Source organism: Streptomyces sp. NBC_01255 (genome assembly GCF_036226445.1).
Classification (GTDB): Bacteria; Actinomycetota; Actinomycetes; order Streptomycetales; family Streptomycetaceae; genus Streptomyces.
Window position 1 is genome coordinate 2795507 of record NZ_CP108474.1, and the last position, 20381, is coordinate 2815887.

Annotated in this window: 21 protein-coding genes; 3 read left to right on the forward strand and 18 right to left on the reverse strand. The window is 69.3% G+C overall.

What is annotated here, in order from left to right:
* Positions 1-38: 38 nt before the first annotated feature.
* The 3 genes from OG357_RS12110 (at position 39) to OG357_RS12120 (ending at position 3853) form a co-directional block, all read left to right on the forward strand.
* Positions 39-1235, forward strand: coding sequence for a sensor histidine kinase (locus tag OG357_RS12110; protein ID WP_329621158.1), 1197 nt, complete (start codon positions 39-41; stop codon positions 1233-1235).
* Positions 1232-1885, forward strand: coding sequence for a response regulator transcription factor (locus OG357_RS12115; RefSeq protein WP_329621159.1), 654 nt, complete (start codon positions 1232-1234; stop codon positions 1883-1885). Before OG357_RS12110 ends, OG357_RS12115 begins: the two co-directional genes overlap by 4 nt.
* A 123-nt stretch (positions 1886-2008) precedes the next feature.
* Entirely contained in the window at positions 2009-3853 is a 1845-nt protein-coding gene (locus OG357_RS12120) for a glycosyl hydrolase family 18 protein (RefSeq protein WP_443066667.1), read from the forward strand.
* A gap of 61 nt (positions 3854-3914) precedes the next feature.
* Here OG357_RS12120 and OG357_RS12125 read toward each other — a convergent pair whose 3' ends face one another.
* The 18 genes from OG357_RS12125 to OG357_RS12210 all read right to left on the reverse strand — a co-directional run bounded on the left by OG357_RS12125 (position 3915) and on the right by OG357_RS12210 (position 20350).
* Positions 3915-4361, reverse strand: a complete 447-nt coding sequence (locus OG357_RS12125) for a DUF2550 domain-containing protein (RefSeq protein WP_317599173.1) — start codon at positions 4359-4361, stop codon at positions 3915-3917.
* 146 nt (positions 4362-4507) lie between these two features.
* Entirely contained in the window at positions 4508-4882 is a 375-nt protein-coding gene (locus OG357_RS12130; protein ID WP_024761909.1) for a F0F1 ATP synthase subunit epsilon, read from the reverse strand.
* Positions 4883-4992: 110 nt separating this feature from the next.
* On the reverse strand, positions 4993-6435 hold the full coding sequence (gene atpD, locus OG357_RS12135) for a F0F1 ATP synthase subunit beta (protein ID WP_317599169.1): 1443 nt from the start codon (positions 6433-6435) through the stop codon (positions 4993-4995).
* On the reverse strand, positions 6435-7352 hold the full coding sequence (locus tag OG357_RS12140) for a F0F1 ATP synthase subunit gamma (RefSeq protein ID WP_329621160.1): 918 nt from the start codon (positions 7350-7352) through the stop codon (positions 6435-6437). Before OG357_RS12140 ends, atpD begins: the two co-directional genes overlap by 1 nt.
* 20 nt (positions 7353-7372) lie before the next feature.
* Complete coding sequence (gene atpA / locus OG357_RS12145; RefSeq protein WP_024761912.1) at positions 7373-8971, reverse strand: F0F1 ATP synthase subunit alpha; 1599 nt, start codon at positions 8969-8971, stop codon at positions 7373-7375.
* Positions 8972-9114: 143 nt separating this feature from the next.
* A complete protein-coding gene (locus tag OG357_RS12150) occupies positions 9115-9930 on the reverse strand; it encodes a F0F1 ATP synthase subunit delta (RefSeq protein ID WP_317599164.1) in 816 nt (271 codons plus the stop codon).
* A complete protein-coding gene (locus tag OG357_RS12155) occupies positions 9927-10472 on the reverse strand; it encodes a F0F1 ATP synthase subunit B (protein WP_329621161.1) in 546 nt (181 codons plus the stop codon). The genes OG357_RS12150 and OG357_RS12155 overlap by 4 nt, the downstream gene beginning before the upstream one ends.
* A gap of 40 nt (positions 10473-10512) precedes the next feature.
* A complete protein-coding gene (gene atpE / locus OG357_RS12160; protein WP_055599282.1) occupies positions 10513-10779 on the reverse strand; it encodes an ATP synthase F0 subunit C in 267 nt (88 codons plus the stop codon).
* A 93-nt stretch (positions 10780-10872) separates the two neighbouring features.
* Entirely contained in the window at positions 10873-11682 is an 810-nt protein-coding gene (gene atpB, locus OG357_RS12165; RefSeq protein ID WP_055641315.1) for a F0F1 ATP synthase subunit A, read from the reverse strand.
* Positions 11683-11904: 222 nt separating this feature from the next.
* Complete coding sequence (locus OG357_RS12170; RefSeq protein WP_329621162.1) at positions 11905-12318, reverse strand: hypothetical protein; 414 nt, start codon at positions 12316-12318, stop codon at positions 11905-11907.
* A 262-nt stretch (positions 12319-12580) separates the two neighbouring features.
* Positions 12581-13909, reverse strand: coding sequence for an MraY family glycosyltransferase (locus tag OG357_RS12175; RefSeq protein WP_329621163.1), 1329 nt, complete (start codon positions 13907-13909; stop codon positions 12581-12583).
* A 107-nt stretch (positions 13910-14016) separates the two neighbouring features.
* Complete coding sequence (gene glyA, locus OG357_RS12180) at positions 14017-15264, reverse strand: serine hydroxymethyltransferase (protein ID WP_329621164.1); 1248 nt, start codon at positions 15262-15264, stop codon at positions 14017-14019.
* A gap of 223 nt (positions 15265-15487) precedes the next feature.
* On the reverse strand, positions 15488-16135 hold the full coding sequence (locus OG357_RS12185; protein ID WP_189509319.1) for an arsenate reductase/protein-tyrosine-phosphatase family protein: 648 nt from the start codon (positions 16133-16135) through the stop codon (positions 15488-15490).
* Complete coding sequence (locus OG357_RS12190; protein ID WP_024761921.1) at positions 16132-16779, reverse strand: L-threonylcarbamoyladenylate synthase; 648 nt, start codon at positions 16777-16779, stop codon at positions 16132-16134. Before OG357_RS12190 ends, OG357_RS12185 begins: the two co-directional genes overlap by 4 nt.
* Before the next feature lie 49 nt (positions 16780-16828).
* On the reverse strand, positions 16829-17674 hold the full coding sequence (gene prmC, locus OG357_RS12195) for a peptide chain release factor N(5)-glutamine methyltransferase (RefSeq protein WP_024761922.1): 846 nt from the start codon (positions 17672-17674) through the stop codon (positions 16829-16831).
* A 37-nt stretch (positions 17675-17711) separates the two neighbouring features.
* Positions 17712-18788, reverse strand: coding sequence for a peptide chain release factor 1 (gene prfA / locus OG357_RS12200; RefSeq protein WP_329621165.1), 1077 nt, complete (start codon positions 18786-18788; stop codon positions 17712-17714).
* 96 nt (positions 18789-18884) lie between these two features.
* Positions 18885-19106, reverse strand: coding sequence for a 50S ribosomal protein L31 (gene rpmE / locus OG357_RS12205; RefSeq protein WP_317599147.1), 222 nt, complete (start codon positions 19104-19106; stop codon positions 18885-18887).
* Between the two features lie 146 nt (positions 19107-19252).
* Positions 19253-20350 carry an LCP family glycopolymer transferase gene (locus OG357_RS12210; protein WP_329621166.1) on the reverse strand — a complete coding sequence of 366 codons (1098 nt, stop codon included), beginning with the start codon at positions 20348-20350 and terminating at the stop codon, positions 19253-19255.
* Between the last annotated feature and the right edge of the window lie 31 nt (positions 20351-20381).

Here is a 20381-nt window from a genome sequence, read left to right on the forward strand (position 1 = left end):
AGGACGTCCGCGCACGTGGGGGCGTGTTGGATGGGTACGTGACGCTCCCCCGCCCGCACCGCATCGACGTGTTCATCGCCGCCACCGGACTGGTCGGCGGCCTGATCCTGTGGTCGTTCGGTCTGTACGTGACCGGGGACCACGTCTTCGGTCAGCGCTGGGCGACACTGATCCCGCTGACGGTGATGGCCGGCATGGAGGCCGTACGCCGTACCGCTCCCCGGACCGCCCTGATCGTCGGCACCCTGGCGATCGTCGGCGACCAGTTCACCAACGGCAATCTCGCCACGGTCCTGATGTTCACCGACGTGGTCTACGCGGCCGTGGTGTACGGCACGCCTGCCCAGGCCCGGCGCGTCCCCTACACCACCGGACTGATCACCGTCGCGACCACGGTGGGGTTCCTCGTCTGGTGGCAGAACGCGATCGCGCTCCTCGTCGGTGTGCTCACGGGCATGATCTCCTTCCTGCCGGCGGTGACGGGCGCGATCGTCCGCAACCACCGGGAGGCGGCGGACGCCGCCCGGCTGCGGGCCGAGCAGACCGCGCTCCTCGCCGAGATGGACCGGGCGCAGGCCGTGGTGGCCGAGCGGTCCCGGATGGCGCGCGAGCTGCACGACATGGTGGCCAACCACCTCTCCGCGATCGCGATCCACTCCACGGCCGCGCTCTCGCTCGACGAGCCGGCCACCACGCGGCAGGCACTGACCGTGATCCGGGAGAACAGCGTGGCGGGTCTCGCCGAGATGCGGCGGCTGATCGGGCTGCTGCGGGACGGCAGCGGGGACGCGGAGCCGGCCGCCGCGCCCACGCTCGCGGGTCTGGACGCGCTGGTGGCCCAGTCCGCGGCCAACGCGGAGCCGAGCGGTCTCGTCCTCGTCCTCGACGACACACGGAAGAGCCCGGCGGGCCTCCCGGCGCCGGTGGAGCTGGCCGCGTACCGGATCGTGCAGGAGTCCCTGACGAACGCGCTCAAGCACGCGGCGCCCGGCGAGGTGCGGGTGACCCTGGGCCAGGATCCGGGCGCGCTGTGGGTCCGGGTGACGAGTCCGTTCGGGGCACGGTCCGGGCCGACCGCGCCCGGTTCGGGGGCCGGTCTGGTGGGGATGCGGGAGCGGGTGGCCCTGCTCGACGGGGTCTTCGAGGCGGGTCCGGTCACGGACGACGAGGGACGCAGAAGGTGGCGGGTCCGGGCGGAACTGCCCGTGCGCGAGAACGACGAGGAGCGGGCATGACGGTACGGGTGGTGGTCGCCGAGGACCAGAGCGCGGTACGGGCGGGACTCGTCCTGATCCTGGGCAGCGCACCGGACATCGAGGTCGTCGGGGAGGCGGCGGACGGGGAGCGCGCGGTGGAGCTGGCCCGCGAGCTGCGCCCCGACCTGGTCCTGATGGACGTGCAGATGCCGCGGATGGACGGGGTGACGGCGACCGGGATCGTGGTCTCGGAGGGGCTGGCGGACGTGCTCGTCCTGACGACCTTCGACCTGGACACGTACGTCTTCGGGGCGCTGCGGGCGGGCGCAGCGGGCTTCCTGCTGAAGAACGCGGAGGCGCGGGAGCTGATCGAGGCGGTGCGGACGGTGGCGCGCGGCGAGGGGCTCATCGCGCCGGCGGTGACCCGGCGGCTGATCGCCGAGTTCGCCGCGACGGGCCGCCCGGCGCGTGCGACGTCCGGGACGGACCCGGCGGTGCTCGACGCCCTGACCCCCCGCGAGCGCGAGGTGCTGTCGGCGCTGGGCGGCGGTCTGTCGAACGCGGAGATCGCGGTACGCCTCGACATGGCGGAGGCGACGGTGAAGACGCACGTCAGCAAGGTGCTGGGGAAGCTGGAGCTGCGCAGCAGGGTCCAAGCGGCCGTCCTAGCACAGGAGTTGGGCGTCTAGAGGGACATCGGCAACGTTGGTCTGGACCTCTTGACGATTGGTCCAGACCTTCCTACGCTCGCGGGGCGCGCGCATCTTCACGGACCACCCCCACCTTGTCCGTCCGCAACTTGAGGAGCACCGTTGAGCACTCAAGCACCGACGCGCAGAACAGGGTTCAGACGCCGGGCCGCCGCCGGTCTGACCGCCCTGATACTGCCGCTGGCCGCCATGGTCGGCCTCGCCACCCCCGCCGAAGCGGCCACCTCGGCCACGGCGACCTACACCAAGACCCAGGACTGGGGCACCGGTTTCGGCGCCAACTGGACCGTCAAGAACACCGGCACCACCACCATCAGCTCCTGGACCGTCGAGTGGGACTACCCCGCCGGCACCGCGGTCACCTCCGCCTGGGACGCCACCGTCACCAGCTCCGGAAACCACTGGACCGCCAAGAACGTCGGCTGGAACGGGACCCTCGCGCCCGGCGCCTCCGTCTCCTTCGGCTACAACGGCACCGGCCCGGGCGCGCCCACCGGTTGTAAGATCAACGGCGCCGCCTGCGACGGCACCTCCCAGCCGGGCGACAACCCGCCCTCGGCCCCCGGCACCCCGGTCGCCTCCAACATCACCGACACCTCGGTGAAGCTGACCTGGACCGCCGCGACCGACGACAAGGGCGTCAAGAACTACGACGTCCTGCGCGACGGCACGAAGGTCACCACGCTCACCGGTCTGACGTACACCGACCAGGGCCTGTCCGCCGGCACCGACTACAGCTACACGGTCGTCGCCCGCGACACCATCGACCAGACCGGCCCCGCCGCCGGCCCGGTCCCCGTCCGCACCACCGGCGGAGGCGGCACCCCGCCCCCGAACGTGGTGAAGATGGGTTACTTCACGAACTGGGGCGTCTACGGCCGCAATTACCACGTGAAGAACATCGTGACCTCGGGCTCCGCGTCCAAGATCACCCACATCAACTACGCCTTCGGCAACGTCACGGGCGGCAAGTGCACCATCGGTGACGCCTACGCCGACTACGACAAGGCCTACACCGCCGACCAGTCCGTCGACGGCGTCGCCGACACCTGGGACCAGCCGCTGCGTGGCAACTTCAACCAGCTGCGCAAGCTGAAGAAGGCCTACCCGAACATCAAGATCCTCTGGTCCTTCGGCGGCTGGACCTGGTCCGGCGGCTTCGGCCAGGCCGTGCAGAACCCGACCGCCTTCGCCCAGTCCTGCTACGACCTGGTCGAGGACCCGCGCTGGGCCGACGTCTTCGACGGCATCGACCTGGACTGGGAGTACCCGAACGCCTGCGGTCTGTCCTGTGACACCAGCGGCGCCGCCTCCTTCAAGAACATGATGCAGGCCATGCGCGCCAAGTTCGGCGCCAACAACCTGGTCACCGCGGCCGTCACGGCCGACGCCTCCCCCGGCGGCAAGATCGACGCCGCCGACTACGCGGGCGCCGCGCAGTACATGAACTGGTTCAACGTCATGACGTACGACTTCTTCGGCGCCTGGGCGGCGCAGGGTCCGACGGCCCCGCACTCCCCGCTCACCTCGTACGCCGGCATCCCGCAGGCGGGCTTCAACTCCGCCGAGGCGATCGCCAAGTTCAAGGCGAAGGGCGTCCCCGCCTCCAAGCTCCTCCTCGGCATCGGCTTCTACGGCCGCGGCTGGACCGGCGTCACCCAGGCCGCCCCGGGCGGCACGGCGACCGGTCCCGCGACGGGCACCTACGAGCCGGGCATCGAGGACTACAAGGTCCTCAAGACGTCCTGCCCGGCCACCGGAACCGTCGCGGGCACGGCGTACGCCAAGTGCGGTACCAACTGGTGGAGCTACGACACCCCGGCCACGGTCACGTCCAAGATGAGCTGGGCGAAGAACCAGGGCCTGGGCGGCGCGTTCTTCTGGGAGTTCAGCGGTGACACCGGCAACGGCGAACTCGTCGGCGCCATCAACACCGGCCTGAACTAGCACGCACGACGAAGCGGGGGCCGGCGCAGCACGCCGACCCCCGCTTCTTCACGTACACGTCTTACGCCACGTTCACCCTCTGGCCGGGAGGCGCCGCCTCCAGCCAGGCCATGAAACCGGTCCGGGCGTCCTCGCTCATCGCGAGCTCCAGCCGGATCCCGTCGTACGTACAGGCCTGGATCACCGCGTCGGAGAGCAGCGCGAGCTCTTCCTCGCCCTCCGGCATCCGGCGCTCCAGGGCCACGATGGCCGAGCGCTCCAGGACGCGGCGCGGGCGGGGCGCGTACGAGAAGACCCGGAACCAGGCGATCTCGTCACCGCTGTAGCGGGCGACGCCGTACACCCAGCCCTTGCCGGTCGGGTCCGGCTCGTCGGGGATATCCCAGCGCAGGGAGCAGTCGAAGGTGCCGCCGGCGCGCTGGATCAGCCTCCTGCGCAAGCCGAAGACGAAGAGCCCGATCACCACCAGTGCGACGACCAGGCCGCACACGAGCAGAGCGAGGAACATCTTCACCGACCTCCTCGCTGTGTCCCGTAGCCGGCACAGCCGGCCGAACCGAAATACACGTGCATCTGCATCGCCTCAGCCGCGGCACGGTCCGGAATCATCCGGACCGTGCCGCGGCTGAGGGCACTTCTACTCGGCGCGGACCGTCAGCGGACCGCTACCGCGCGCAGCCGGACATCGGCGCGCCGCTCGGCGGCGGCGTCGGAGTCCGACTTCGCACGCTCCAGCGCGCGCTCGGCGCGCTGGGCGTCGATCTCGTCCGCCAGCTCGCAGATCTCCGCGAGCAGAGACAGCTTGTCGTCGGCGAAGGAGATGAATCCGCCGTGGACGGCGGCGACGACGGTCGCGCCCTCACTGGTACGGATGGTCACCGGGCCCGACTCCAGCACACCGAGCAGCGGCTGGTGGCCGGGCATGACGCCGATGTCGCCGGAGGTGGTACGCGCGATGACCAAGGTGGCCTCGCCGGACCAGACACTCCGGTCCGCGGCGACCAGCTCGACGTGCAGCTCAGCAGCCAAGGGTGGCTCCTCGGGTCACCACCCGGCGGTCGTGCCGGGTGTTGGGGTCAATTCTAATGGGCGTGGTGAGGGGGGCGGGACCGGATCCCGCCCCCCTCGGAGCACGGGGCTCAGGAGACGCCAAGCTCCTTGGCGTTCTTCCGGAGGTCCTCGATGCCACCACACATGAAGAAGGCCTGCTCGGGGAAGTGGTCGTACTCACCGTCGCAGATCGCGTTGAACGCGGCGATCGACTCGTCGAGCGGAACGTCCGAACCGTCCACACCGGTGAACTGCTTCGCCGCGTGGGTGTTCTGGGACAGGAAGCGCTCGACACGGCGGGCGCGGTGGACAACGAGCTTGTCCTCCTCGCTCAGCTCGTCGATACCGAGAATCGCGATGATGTCCTGGAGGTCCTTGTACTTCTGCAGGATTCCCTTGACGCGCGTGGCGGCGTCGTAGTGGTCCTGCGCGATGTAGCGCGGGTCCAGGATCCGGGACGTGGAGTCCAGCGGGTCCACGGCCGGGTAGATGCCCTTCTCGGAGATCGGACGGGAAAGAACCGTCGTCGCGTCGAGGTGGGCGAAGGTGGTGGCCGGAGCCGGGTCGGTCAGGTCGTCCGCGGGGACGTAGATCGCCTGCATCGAGGTGATCGAGTGACCACGGGTCGAGGTGATGCGCTCCTGGAGGAGACCCATCTCGTCGGCCAGGTTCGGCTGGTAACCCACCGCGGAGGGCATACGGCCGAGCAGGGTCGACACCTCGGAACCGGCCTGGGTGAAGCGGAAGATGTTGTCGATGAAGAAGAGAACATCCTGCTTCTGCACATCGCGGAAGTACTCCGCCATGGTCAGACCGGCAAGGGCGACGCGGAGACGCGTGCCCGGCGGCTCGTCCATCTGGCCGAAGACAAGCGCGGTCTTGTCCAGAACGCCCGCTTCTTCCATCTCGACCATGAGGTCGTTGCCCTCACGGGTGCGCTCGCCGACGCCCGCGAAGACCGAGACACCGTCGTGCAGCTTGGCCACACGGACGATCATTTCCTGGATCAGAACGGTCTTGCCGACACCGGCACCACCGAACAGACCGATCTTTCCACCCTTGACGTACGGGGTGAGAAGGTCGACGACCTTCAGGCCGGTCTCGAACATCTCGGTCTTGGACTCGAGCTGGTCGAAGGCCGGGGCCTTGCGGTGGATCGTCCAGCGCGGCGCGTCGGCCACGGTGGAGGCATCGTCGTTCAGCACCTCACCGAGCGTGTTGAACACACGGCCCTTGGTGACGTCACCGACGGGGACGGTGATGCCCGTGCCCGTGTCGGTCACCGGGGCCTGGCGGACCAGGCCGTCGGTGGGCTGCATGGAGATGGCGCGGACGACGCCGTCACCGAGGTGCTGGGCGACCTCGAGGGTCAGCGTCTTGGTCGCGCCCTCCTCGGTCGGGTCCATGACCTCGACGTGCAGCGCGTTGTAGATCGCCGGCATCGCGTCGACGGGGAACTCCACGTCGACGACCGGGCCGATGACCCGGGCGACGCGGCCCGTGGCGGCGGCCGTCTCAACAGTGGTCGTCATTACTTGTCACTCCCCGCGGTCGCGTCGGCCAGGGCTGCGGTGCCACCGACGATCTCGCTGATTTCCTGGGTGATTTCGGCCTGGCGGGCCGCGTTGGCAAGTCGGGAGAGATTGTTGATCAAGTCTCCCGCGTTGTCGGTAGCCGACTTCATCGCGCGGCGCGTGGCGGCGTGCTTGGAAGCAGCCGACTGGAGCAGCGCGTTGTAGATACGGCTCTCGACGTACCGGGGCAGCAGGGCGTCGAGGACGTCCTCCGCCGACGGCTCGAAGTCGTACAGCGGGCGGAGCGTGTCCGACTCGCCGGCCTCCTTCGCCACCTCGTCGAGGCTGAGGGGCAGCAGCCGGGCCTCGACCGCCGTCTGCGTCATCATCGAGACGAACTCGGTGTAGATGATGTGGAGCTCGTCCACACCGCCGTCGGCCGTGTCCTTCTCGATCGCCTCGATCAGCGGTGCCGCGATCGTCTTGGCGTCGCCGTACGACGGCTGGTCCGTGAACCCGGTCCACGTACCGGCCAGCTTCCGCTCGCGGAAGTTGTAGTGCGCGATGCCACGACGGCCGACGACGTAGACGGTGACCTCGCGGCCCTCGCCTTCCAGCTTCGCCGTCAGCTTTTCCGCCGCCTTGATGGCGTTGGAGTTGAAGGCGCCGGCCAGACCGCGGTCGCTCGAGAGGAGCAGGACCGCGGCACGGATCGGGTTCTCCGCCTCGGTGGTCAGCGGGTGCTTGTCATTCGCACCCGTGGCCACCGCCGTGACCGCGCGGGTCAGCTCGGTCGCGTACGGAGTCGACGCCTGTACCTTGCGCTGCGCCTTGACGACACGCGAGGCGGCGATCATCTCCATCGCCTTGGTGATCTTCTTCGTCGCGGTGACGGATTTGATGCGACGCTTGTAGACCCGGAGCTGCGCTCCCATGAGTCAGGTCCCTTCCGTCGTCACTTCGAGACGTTGACGGCGGCAGGAGCGTCCTCGCCCAGCAGCTTGCCGTCAGAGGTCTCGAACTGCTTCTTGAACTCCGCGATGGCGTCACCGACGGACTGCAGGGTGTCGTCGGACATCTTGCCGCCCTCACGGATGGAGGTCATGAGACCCGAGTGGTTCTGGCGGAGGTACGCCAGGAGCTCGGCCTCGAAGCGACGGATGTCGACGACCGGGACGTCGTCCATCTTGCCGGTGGTGCCGGCCCAGACGGAGACGACCTGGTTCTCGGTGGGCATCGGCTGGTACTGAGCCTGCTTGAGCAGCTCGACCATGCGCTGTCCACGCTCCAGCTGCGCCTTGGAGGCGGCGTCCAGGTCCGAACCGAAGGCGGCGAACGCCTCGAGCTCACGGAACTGGGCCAGGTCCACGCGGAGGCGGCCGGAGATCTGCTTCATCGCCTTGTGCTGGGCGGAGCCACCGACACGGGAGACCGAGATACCGACGTTCAGGGCCGGGCGCTGGCCGGCGTTGAACAGGTCGGACTCCAGGAAGCACTGGCCGTCGGTGATGGAGATGACGTTGGTCGGGATGAACGCCGACACGTCGTTCGCCTTGGTCTCGACGATCGGCAGACCGGTCATCGAACCGGCACCGAGCTCGTCCGAGAGCTTCGCGCAGCGCTCGAGCAGACGCGAGTGCAGGTAGAAGACGTCACCCGGGTAGGCCTCACGGCCCGGCGGGCGGCGCAGCAGCAGCGACACGGCGCGGTAGGCGTCGGCCTGCTTCGACAGGTCGTCGAAGACGATCAGGACGTGCTTGCCCTGGTACATCCAGTGCTGACCGATGGCGGAACCGGTGTACGGCGCCAGGTACTTGAAGCCGGCCGGGTCGGACGCCGGGGCGGCGACGATCGTCGTGTACTCGAGCGCACCGGCCTCTTCCAGGGCGCCGCGAACGGACGCGATGGTCGAGCCCTTCTGGCCGACGGCGACGTAGATGCAGCGAACCTGCTTGTTCACGTCGCCCGAGCGCCAGTTGTCGCGCTGGTTGATGATCGTGTCGACGCACAGAGCGGTCTTGCCGGTCTGACGGTCACCGATGATCAGCTGACGCTGACCACGGCCGACCGGCGTCATGGCGTCGACGGCCTTGTAGCCGGTCTCCATCGGCTCGTGCACCGACTTACGGGCCATAACGCCCGGGGCCTGCAGCTCGAGGGCGCGGCGGCCCTCGGTCGCGATCTCGCCGAGGCCGTCGATCGGGTTGCCGAGCGGGTCGACAACGCGGCCGAGGTAGCCCTCACCGACACCGACGGAGAGGACCTCGCCGGTGCGCTGCACCGACTGTCCCTCCTCGATGCCGCTGAATTCGCCGAGGACGATCGCACCGATCTCGCGCTCTTCGAGGTTCAGCGCGAGGCCGAGGGTGCCGTCCTCGAACTTCAGCAGCTCGTTCGCCATGGCCGAGGGAAGACCCTCGACCTTCGCGATGCCGTCGCCGGCCAGGCTGACCGTGCCGACCTCCTCGCGCGAGGCCGCGTCCGGCTGGTACGACTGGACAAAGTTCTCCAGTGCGTCCCGGATCTCCTCCGGCCGGATCGTGAGCTCCGCCATCTGGGTTCCCTGCTCTCCTTGTTGGGCCCGAAGTTTCTTAAGGGGTCTGGGGGCCGACCCCCAGGAATCTTCTGCAATCTCTGCACGGCCCAACCGGGCCGCTGGTGATGCTGTGATGCTTGTTGCTTTGGTGGCCGCAGCCGTCAGCCGGCCAGTCGCCGGGTCGCCTCGCCGAGGCGCTCCGCGATGGTCCCGTTGATGACCTCGTCGCCGACCTGCACCGTGATCCCGCCGAGGACCGCCGGGTCCACGTCGAGGTTCAGGTGCATCTCCCGGCCGTACAGCTTGGCCAGGACGGCACCGAGGCGCTGCTTCTGCTGGTCGGACAGCGGCACCGCCGTGGTGACGACGGCGACCATCCGGTTCCGGCGCGCCGCGGCGAGCTTGGAGAGGGACTCGAGTCCCGCTTCCAGGCTACGTCCCCGGGGCTGGGTCACCAGACGGACGACCAGACGCTCGGTGGTCGCGTGGGCCTTGCCGCCGAGCAGGCTGCGGAGCAGCGCGCCCTTGGCGGTGGCCGTGGCGGCCTTGTCCGTCAGCGCCGAGCGGAGCTCGGGGCTGGAGGACACGATCCGGCCGAACCGGAACAGCTCGTCCTCGACGTCGTCGAGCGCGCCCGCCTTCTGCGCCGCGGTGAGGTCGGCGATGTTCGCCAGCTCCTCCGCGACGTCGACGAGGTCACGCGAACGCGACCAGCGGTTGCGCACCATGCCCGAGACCAGGTCGACGGTCTCGCCGCCCACCTGACCGCTCAGGAGTCGCTGCGCGAGCTCGGCCTTGGCCTCGCCCGACTGTGCGGGGTCGGTCAGGACCCGGCGCAGCGACACCTCGCGGTCGAGGAGCGCGGTGACGGCGGTCAGCTCGTCCGAGAGCTTCGTCGCGTCGGCCGACGTGTTGTCGGTCAGTGCGTCGAGGGACTCGCGGGCGGCGGACAGTGCCTCGCGGCTCGCTCCGTTCATCGGACGGCCTCTGCCTTCTCCTCGAGCTCATCGAGGAAGCGGTCGATCGTCCGGCTCTGGCGGGCGGTGTCCTCGAGGGACTCGCCGACCAGCTTGCCGGCCAGGTCGGTGGCGAGCTTGCCCACGTCCTGACGCAGCGACGCGGACGCGGCCTTGCGGTCGGCCTCGATCTGCGAGTGGCCGGCCGCGATGATCTCCTCGCGCTGGCGCTGGCCTTCCGCCTTCATCTCCTGGATGATCGCGGTGCCCTGCTCCGTCGCCTCCTGGCGAAGACGCGCGGCCTCGTGGCGGGCCTCGGCGAGCTGGGCCTTGTACTGCTCCAGCACGCTCTGGGCCTCGATCTGGGCCGACTCGGCCTTCTCGATGCCACCCTCGATGGCCTCGCGACGCTCGTCCAGAACCTTGTTGATGTTCGGGAGGAGCTTCTTGGCGAGGAAGCCGAAGACGATGACGAAGGCGATCAGGCCGATGACGAGCTCGTCAAGATGCGGCAGCAGAGGAGGCTGGGGCTCCTCCGCCTGCGCAAGAAGAAGCGCGTTCACATCAGTGCCTTCCGTAAAAGAATCGGGCTGTCGGTCCGGCTTACTGGTAGACGAAGCCCATGACGATGCCGATGAGGGCGAGCGCCTCACAGAACGCGAAGCCCATGATCTGGTTGGTGCGGATCAGACCGGCAGCCTCGGGCTGGCGGGCGAGGGCCTGCGTACCGTTACCGAAGATGATGCCGACGCCGACGCCGGGGCCGATCGCGGCGAGGCCGTAGCCGATGGACGCGACGTTGCCGACGAGGGTGGTCTTGGCGGAGTCACCGGGGGCGGCGAGGTTGACCAGTTCGAGAGCAGCGGACATGCCGTTACTTCCTTCTCTTTCAATGACCCGGTGGGGGTTGGCCACCGGACGACTGTTGGATTGGGGGTGAAGCTACGATCCGGGACGGATCGCTCAGTGGTGCTCGGAGAGCGCGCCCTGGATGTAGCTGCAGGCCAGGAGGACGAAGACGTACGCCTGGACGGCCTGGATGAAGAGCTCGAAGGCGGTCATCACGAGGACCATCACGAACGAGGCGCCGGCGTAGACGAAGCCGAGGCCGTTCATGAGGTACCAGGTGGCCAGCGAGAACATCACGATCAGCAGGTGACCGGCGAACATGTTCGCGAACAGTCGCACCGCGTGCGTGAAGGGCCGGATCAGGAGGTTCGAGAAGAACTCGAGGACGACGACCATCGGGAGAATGGCACCGAGGGACTTGTCGTAACCGACGATGTTCTTCCAGCCGCCCACGAAGCCGTGCTTCTTGAAGGTGAGCGAGATCCACATGACGTACACGATCAGCGCGAGACCGGCCGGGAAGGCGATCAGCGAGGTGACCGGGAACTGGGCGAGCGGAATGATCGACCAGAGGTTCATGATCCAGACGAAGAAGAACAACGACACCATGAAGGGGACGTACTTCTCGCCGTCCTTCTTGCCGATGATCTCGTAGACGATGCCGCGGCGCACGAAGTCGTAACCGGCCTCGCCGACCATCTGCATCTTGCCGGGGATCAGCTTGGGCTTGTTGAAGGCGGCCCAGAAGAACCCGACGACCACGATCGACCCGAGCACGGCGAGCAGCATCGGCTTCGTGATCTCGATGCCGGCCACCGTGGCGATGGGCTCGTACATGAACGTGTGCAGGCCCGGAGCCGGGAAGCCGCATCCACTGAAGATGTGGCAATCCGGGTCGAAGGCAAGCGTCTGGTCAGCACTCACCGCGGGCTCCTTCAGCGTGGCGCATAGGTACGGCAACCTCGTTGTGTCGGCGCGGCACGCAGCCGCGGGTCGGCACTGGACTGGTCTTACGGATAAGGGGGCGGCGGTTCGGCATCGAGCCTCGCGCTGGGACAGGCGTCTCGGATGCCCGCGCCCGCAGTGCCGCAGTTGGCACCGGACGATAGCAGGAAGCCGAACGTGGCTTTATCCCGGCCCTACCCTTCACGACTTCGACCCCGTGTTTCCGGGGTCGATGTACGTGATCTTGGCCTTCATGTAGGCACGGGCCTGCGCGGCGACCCACACCACGGTCGTCGCGAGCAGCGTGAAGGCGAAGGCCTTGAAGTCGAACAGCGTGGTGTTCTTGAGCAAGGCAAGGAAGATGAAGAGCACCAGCAGCTGGGCCGTGTAGAGCATCAGCCCCATGGCCTGGAAGAGGTGCGGAAGCGACTTCGCCGTCCGCTGCAGAACCACCTGCCCGATACCCATGAAGAGGATCACGACCAGAGTGCCGACGACGGCGCCGATCGCCCCCTTGCCACCCGCGAGCACGCCGCTGATGACCGTGGCGACAACGCCGACGACAGCGGTGGGAACGATGGTGTGCAGAAGGATGCGTGCGTCGTTGGACGGCATGGCGGTGTCTCCGCTTGCTGGAGGGGGCGATGGTGTCGTCATGGACGAGCGTAAGCCCGGTCCGAGGTGGGTCTCGGGGCCAACGGACCGTCGCACTACGGTCTTTCGGCACTGTCGCCGGGTCTCGTGAACGGTATCACAAACTATTTGAGTAGTTCTTTACCCGTAAGGTGTGCCAACTGTCACACATGAGGGTTAGTCCGCGCGTGTGTGCACGGCACGAGGGCGAGTTGTCTGCTAATGGCCGCCGAAGCGGCTTTCGTCAACTCGGCGTTCCGGCCTTCCGTCGATCGGAGAAGCGCCCGCGGTTGCCGATGGCGGTGGCCCCGTGGAGCCCCGCGGGCACCGGAACCCGCTCCTCCGCCACGTCCGCGCCCTCGTCGACCTCGACGCTCGCGGCGACCTCCGGTACGGGGGCCGGCTTGCGGCGCCGGTAGCGCGGCGGGACGACGGCCTGCGCCCAGCGCGGAGCGCGCGGTGTGAAGCGCGGCAGCAGGAGCAGCACCAGACCGATCGCGCTGAGCACGGTGATGCCGAGGACGATCCACATCGAGGCCGAGTGGACCGAGTACGCCAGCGTCCCGAAGGCGATCAGCGCCGACCAGAAGTACATGATCAGCACCGCGCGGCTGTGCGAGTGCCCGATCTCCAGGAGCCGGTGGTGCAGGTGCCCGCGGTCGGCCGCGAACGGCGACTGGCCCTTCCACGTACGGCGCACGATCGCGAGGACCAGGTCGGCCATCGGGATCGCGATGATCGTGAGCGGCAGCACCAGCGGGATGAAGACGGGCAGGGCGGCGTGGGTGGCCTGCCGGGTCGAGCCCTCGAAGATCTTCAGCGCGTCCGGGTCGACCTGGCCGGTGATCGAGATCGCCGAGGCGGCCAGGATCAGACCGATCAGCATCGAGCCCGAGTCGCCCATGAAGATGCGCGCCGGGTGCATGTTGTGCGGCAGGAAGCCCAGGCACATGCCCATGAGGATGGCGGTGAAGAGCGTCGCGGGGGCGGCGGCCTCGATCGTGTACCCGTACCAGAGCCGGTAGGCGTACAGGAAGAAGGCCGCGGCGGCGATGCAGACCATGCCGGCGGCGAGGCCGTCGAGACCGTCGACGAAGTTCACGGCGTTGATGGTGACGACGACCAGGGCGACCGTCAGGAGCGTGCCCTGCCCAGGGGTCAGGGAGACGACGCCGACGCCGGGGATCGGCAGCCACAGGATCGTCAGACCCTGCGCGACCATCACGCCCGCCGAGATCATCTGCGCGCCCAGCTTGATGAGCGCGTCCAGCTCGAACTTGTCGTCGAGGACGCCGATCAGCCAGATCAGCGCGGCACCGGAGAGCAGCGCGCGCGGCTCGTTGGACAGCTCGAAGACGCTGCTCAGGTTCTGCAGGTGGTCGGCGACGAGCAAGCCCGTGCACAGCCCGAAGAACATGGCGATGCCACCGAGCCGCGGAGTCGGTTCTCGGTGTACGTCGCGGGCGCGGATCTCCGGCATCGCCCCGGTCGCGATGGCGAACTTCCGCACCGGACCGGTGAGGAGGTACGTCACCGCGGCCGTGACACAGAGCGTCAGCAGGTAATCACGCACGGGCTGCCCCACAGGAATCGCTGGCCATCTCAGCCCCACACCCTAGCCGTGCCGTCCATGTGCTTGGAGACACGCGGGCCGCCCGAACGGTTGCGCTCGGGTTTTCCTCAGCGTCCGAACGGGGGAAATCGGCCGGTCAGGGCACGTACTTCCGCCCTGACACGGGCGGTCTCGGCGGGATCATCCCGTAGCGCGGCGGTGAACAGTGCGGCAACTCTCGCCATCTCCGGGGCACCCATGCCCTGCGTGGTGACGGCGGCCGTACCGAGTCGGATGCCGCGCCCTTCCCCGTAGGGCAGGGCGCAGGTGTCGAGCACCATGCCGGCGGCGGCGAGCCGGGCGCGTGCGGTCCGGCCGTCGACGCCGAGGGGCGCGGGGTCGGCGGTGATGAGGTGGGTGTCGGTCCCGCCGGTGGTGAGCGCGAAGCCCTCGGCGGCGAGTGCGGCGGCGAGGACCCGTGCGTGTTCCACCACCTGATGGGCGTACGTGGCGAACGCCGGAGTGGACGCCTCGCCGAACGCCACCGCCTTGGCCGCGATCGTGTGCATCTGGGCGCCGCCCTGGGTGAACGGGAACACGGCCCGGTCGATCCGCCCCGCGAGCTCGGCGCCGCACAGGATCATTCCGCCGCGCGGACCGCGCAGGACCTTGTGGGTGGTGGCGCAGACGACGTCGGCGTACGGGACGGGGCTGGGTGCCGCTCCCCCGGCGACCAGGCCGATCGGGTGGGCCGCGTCGGCGATGAGATACGCCCCGACCTCGTCGGCGATCTCCCGGAAGATCCGGTAGTCGAGGTGGCGCGGGTAGGAGATCGAACCGCAGACGATCGCCTTGGGGCGGTGGTGCCGGGCGAGGGCGGCGACCTGCTCGTAGTCGACGAGGCCGGTCTCGGCGTCGACTCCGTACGGGACGAAGTCGAACCACCGGCCGGAGAAGTTGGCGGGCGAACCGTGGGTGAGGTGCCCGCCGTGCTCAAGACCCATGGCCAGGACCGTGTCACCGGGCCTGAGAAGCGCCGCGTACGCCGCCAGGACGGCCGAGGAGCCCGAGTGCGCCTGGACGTTCGCGTGCTCGGCTCCGAAGAGCGCGGTGGCCCGTTCCACGGCGATCCGCTCGGCGGCGTCGGCGTACTCGCAGCCGCCGTGATGGCGGGCGCCGGGGTAGCCCTCGGCGTACTTGTTGGCGAGCGGGGAACCGAGGGCGGCGAGGACGGCGGGCGAGGCGAAGTTCTCCGCGGCGATCAGCTGCAGACTGTCGCTCTGCCGCCGCACCTCGCCGAGCAGCACGTCGGCGATCTCCGGGTCCTGCCGGCGCAGGACGTCGAGATCCTCATCGGGGGGCGCGGTGACCGGCATGCCACCAATGTAGACACGCACCCCCGTCGGCGCGCGGCGACGGCGCCCCACCCGCACTCAGTCGCGCGCGGCCACACCCGTCAGCGCCGTCACCACGGGATCCAGCGCTTGGTTGAGCCCCTCTTCCCGACGCGCCCCTCGCACCGCTCTGCCCCAAGGGGGCCTCCCGGGCATCGGGACGCTGCGGCGGCCTCCGACCGCCGGACCTGGCACCCGGCAGACGTCAGTCGCGCGCCGAGACGCCCGTCAGCGCCGTCACCACGGGATCCAGCGCCTGGTTGATCTCGTCGCCGATCGAGCGGAAGAACGTGATGGGGGCGCCGTACGGGTCGTTGACCTCGTCCGCGTCGACCGAGGGGGCGAGGAGCCACCCGCGTAGAGCCGCGGCAGCGCGGACCAGGGCGCGGGCGCGTTCGACCATGCCCTCGTCGTGTGCGTCCGGGAGCGTCGCGGGGTCGATCGCGCGGACCAGGCGGGTGAACTCCTTCAGGGTGAAGGTGCGCAGCCCCGCCGAGTGGCCCATCGAGATGACCTGCGCGCGGTGGTCACGGGTCGCCGTGAGGACCAGGTCCGCGCGGATGACGTGCTCGTCGAGGAGTTCGCGCCCCACGAAGCCGCTGTAGTCCGCGCCGAAGTCGGCGAGGACCAGTTCGGCGTTGGCCTCCATGGGGGCGCCCTCGTGGCCCCAGGTGCCCGCGCTCTCCACGATCAGGCCGCCGCCGAGAGGGTCGCCGAGGCGGTCGCACAGGGCATGGCGGGTCAGCCGCTCGGTGATCGGCGAGCGGCAGACGTTGCCGGTGCTGACGTGGAGGATGCGGAAGGTGCTGCTGTCGTCGAACCCCGCTATGCCACGCCCCTCAGGGGCGGTCAATGTGCCACCTCGAGGTCGGGTACGACCTTCCGGAGCTCCTCCGGGGACAGCGCGCCCTCGCGCAGCAGCACCGGCACCTTGCCCGTGACGTCGACGATGGAGGACGGGACGATGCCGGGCGTCGGGCCGCCGTCCAGGTAGACGGAGACGGAGTCGCCGAGCATCTGCTGGGCCGCGTCGCAGTCCTCCGGGGACGGGTGGCCGGTGAGGTTCGCCGACGAGACGGCCATCGGGCCGACCTCGGTGAGCAGTTCGATCGCGACCGGGTGCAGCGGCATGCGGATGGCGACGGTGCCCCGGGTGTCGCCCAGGTCCCACTGGAGGGACGGCTGGTGCTTGGCGACGAGGGTCAGCGCGCCGGGCCAGAACGCGTCGACGAGCTCCCAGGCGTGCTCGGAGAAGTCCGTGACCAGGCCGTGCAGGGTGTTCGGGGAACCGATGAGCACGGGCGTGGGCATGTTGCGGCCCCGGCCCTTGGCGGCCAGCAGGTCCGCGACGGCCTCGCTGCTGAAGGCGTCCGCCCCGATCCCGTACACGGTGTCGGTGGGCAGCACGACCAGCTCGCCCCGGCGGACGGCGGACGCGGCCTCGCGCAGACCGGTCACACGATCGGTGGCCTCGTTGCAGTCGTATCGCCGTGCCATCAGTTCCCGGCCTCCTCGTACGCGTGGTTCGTCATGGCAGTCGTGCCGGTCATGGCATCGCCTTGCGGGCGGTCGCGAAGCGCGGCCGGTTGTTCAGGTCCGGGTGGTCGGCGGCGTCGGCCCAGCCGGCCTCTTCGTTGAAGATCCACGGCACCTGCCCGCCCTGGGTGTCCGCGTGCTCGATGACGACGAGGCCGCCGGGGCGGAGGAGCCGGTGGGCGGTGCGCTCGATGCCGCGGATGGTGTCGAGGCCGTCCTCGCCGGAGAAGAGGGCCATCTCCGGGTCGTGGTCGCGGGCCTCGGGCGCCACGTACTCCCACTCGGTGAGCGGGATGTACGGCGGGTTGGAGATGACCAGGTCGACCTGGCCGTCCAGCTCCGGGAGGGCGGTCAGCGCGTTGCCCTGGTGGACGGTGACGCGGGAGCCCTCGGCGTTCTTCCGGGTCCAGACGAGGGCGTCGTCGGAGAGCTCCACCGCGTGCACGCGCGAGCGCGGGACCTCCTGCGCCATGGCGAGGGCGATGGCCCCGGAGCCGGTGCAGAGGTCGACGATGAGCGGTTCGACGACGTCCATGGCGCGTACGGCGTCTATGGCCCAGCCGACGACCGACTCGGTCTCGGGGCGGGGCACGAAGACGCCGGGCCCCACCTGGAGCTCCAGGTAGCGGAAGAACGCCCGGCCGGTGATGTGCTGGAGCGGCTCGCGGGCCTCGCGGCGGGCGATCGTCTCCCAGTAGCGGGCGTCGAAGTCCGCGTCCTTGACGTTGTGCAGCTCCCCCCGCTTGACGCCGTGCACGAACGCGGCGAGCTCCTCCGCGTCGAAACGCGGTGAGGGCACGCCGGCGTCGGCCAGCCGCTGGGTGGCCTGGGCCACCTCGGCAAGCAGCAGGTTCACGCTGGTCCTCCGTGGTGCGGGGTGGGGCTTACGGAACTTACGCCGCGGCCAGCTTTGCGGCCGAGTCGGCGTCGACACACGCCTGGATCATCGTGTCCAGATCGCCGTCGAGCACCTGGTCCAAGTTGTACGCCTTGAAGCCGACGCGGTGGTCCGAGATGCGGTTCTCCGGGAAGTTGTACGTCCGGATCTTCTCGGAGCGGTCGACGGTACGGACCTGGCTGCGACGGGCGTCGGCGGCCTTGGACTCGGCCTCCTCCTGCGCGGCGGCGAGCAGCCGGGAACGCAGGATACGCATGGCCTGCTCCTTGTTCTGGAGCTGGCTCTTCTCGTTCTGGCAGGAGGCGACGATGCCGGTCGGCAGGTGGGTGATGCGGACGGCGGAGTCGGTGGTGTTGACCGACTGGCCGCCGGGGCCCGACGAGCGGTAGACGTCGATGCGCAGGTCGTTGGCGACGATCTCGACCTCGACCTCCTCGGCCTCGGGCGTGACGAGCACGCCGGCGGCGGAGGTGTGGATGCGGCCGGCGGACTCGGTCGCGGGCACGCGCTGCACGCGGTGGACGCCGCCCTCGTACTTCAGGCGCGCCCAGACACCCTGGCCGGGCTCGGTGGCGCCGTTGCCGCCCTTGGTCTTCACGGCGACCTGGACGTCCTTGTAGCCGCCGAGCTCGGACTCCGTGGCGTCGATGATCTCGGTCTTCCAGCCGACGCGCTCGGCGTACCGGAGGTACATGCGGAGCAGGTCGCCGGCGAAGAGGGCGGACTCGTCGCCGCCGGCGCCCGCCTTGATCTCCAGGATGACGTCCTTGTCGTCGCTGGGGTCACGCGGGACGAGCAGGAGGCGGAGCTTCTCGGTGAGCTCCTCCCGCTGCTTGTCCAGCAGCTTGACCTCGGCGGCGAAGTCGGGATCGTCGTGCGCGAACTCGCGGGCGGTCTCGATGTCGTCACCGGTCTGCTTCCAGGAGCGGTAGGTGGCGACGATCGGGGTCAGCTCGGCGTAGCGCTTGTTCAGCTTGCGCGCGTTCGCCTGATCGGCGTGGACCGAAGGGTCCGCGAGCTTCGTCTCGAGATCGGCGTGTTCGCCGACCAGTTCCTCGACCGCCTCGAACATCGGGGGCTCCTGGGTTTTCGTCAGTTGCTACGGGGACGGCAAAGCGCCGGTCCCGGCCACCCGCGCGGGGCGACCGTGGACCGGCGCAGGGGCTCGCTACTTCGCGGCGGAGCCGGCCTTGCCGAAGCGGGCCTCGAAGCGGGCCACGCGGCCGCCGGTGTCGAGGATCTTCTGCTTGCCCGTGTAGAACGGGTGGCACTCGGAGCAGACCTCGGCACGGATGGTGCCCTCGGTCAGCGTGCTCCGGGTGGTGAACGACGCGCCACAGGTGCAGCTGACCTGGGTCTCGACGTACTGGGGGTGAATCTCGCGCTTCAAGGTGTCTCCTAGTTTCGGGAGGGCACCGGGTCGCCGCCGCGGGTTGCGGGCAACGTGAACCGGGGCCGACGTACCAGTCTGCCAGGACCGGCCGCATCTCCCCAAACCGGGGTCCGGCCGAAAGTATTCCTCGGATGTCCGGGGAGCTACTTCACGAGGCCGTCCGCCTTGCCCGTGGCGGCGTCCTTCGTCGCCGACGCGGGGATCGGCCTGTCGGTCTTGAGGGCGGTCCAGACCTGCTGGGACTGGGCTTCCAGCGGGATGACGCGGTTGGGGTCGGCAGGGTCGTACTCGACCGGCAGCGTGACCATGTGGACGTTCTGGGGGCCGATTCCGGAGAGGCCCTGGGCGAAGCCCATGAGCTCCTGGACGGAGTCGAGGTCGGAGTCCGGGGTGATGGCCTTGGTGGCCGCGTCGGCGAGGTCGAGGAGCTTCGCCGGGTTGGTGAGGACGCCGACGTCCTTGACCTGGTCGATGAAGGCCTTCATGAAGGCCTGCTGGAGCTGGATGCGGCCGAGGTCGCTGCCGTCGCCGACGCTCTTGCGGGTGCGGACGAGGCCGAGGGACTGCTCGCCGTCGAGGGTGTGGGTGCCCGGGGCGAGGTCGAGGTGGCTCTTGGAGTCCTGGATCGGCTGGGTGGTGGTGATCTCCACGCCGCCGAGTTCGTCGATGAGCTTCTTGAAGCCGGTGAAGTCGACCTCGATGTAGTGGTCCATGCGGATGCCGGACATCGCCTCGACGGTCTTGACGGCGCAGGCGGGGCCGCCGACCTCGTACGCGGTGTTGAACATCGCGCGCTGCTCGCCGGGGACGGACGTGCCCTTGCCGTCGGTGCACCGCGGCCGGTCGACGAGGGTGTCGCGGGGGACGGAGACGACACTGGCCTTCTTGTGGCCCTCGTAGACGTGGACGACCATCGCGGTGTCGGAGCGGGCGCCGCCCTCGTCCTCGCCGTACGCGGCGTTGTCGCCGGAGCGGGAGTCGGAGCCGAGGACGAGGATGTCCATGGAGCCGTTGTCGACGTCGTCGGGGCGCTCGGTGCCGAGCTGGGCGTTGATGTCGACGCCCTTGATGTTGCCGTCGAGCTTCACGTACACGTAGCCCAGACCGGCCCCGCCCAGGACGAGGACCGCGGCGGCCCCCGACAGGAGGATCGTCAGGCGGCGGCGCCCCTTGGCGGGCGGCTTGCGGCGGCGGCCGCTTCCCGCGCCTGGTATTCGGCCGCTGTTGTTCTGCTCGGTCATCGTCTTCCCTCGGGCCTTCGGTTCACCATGT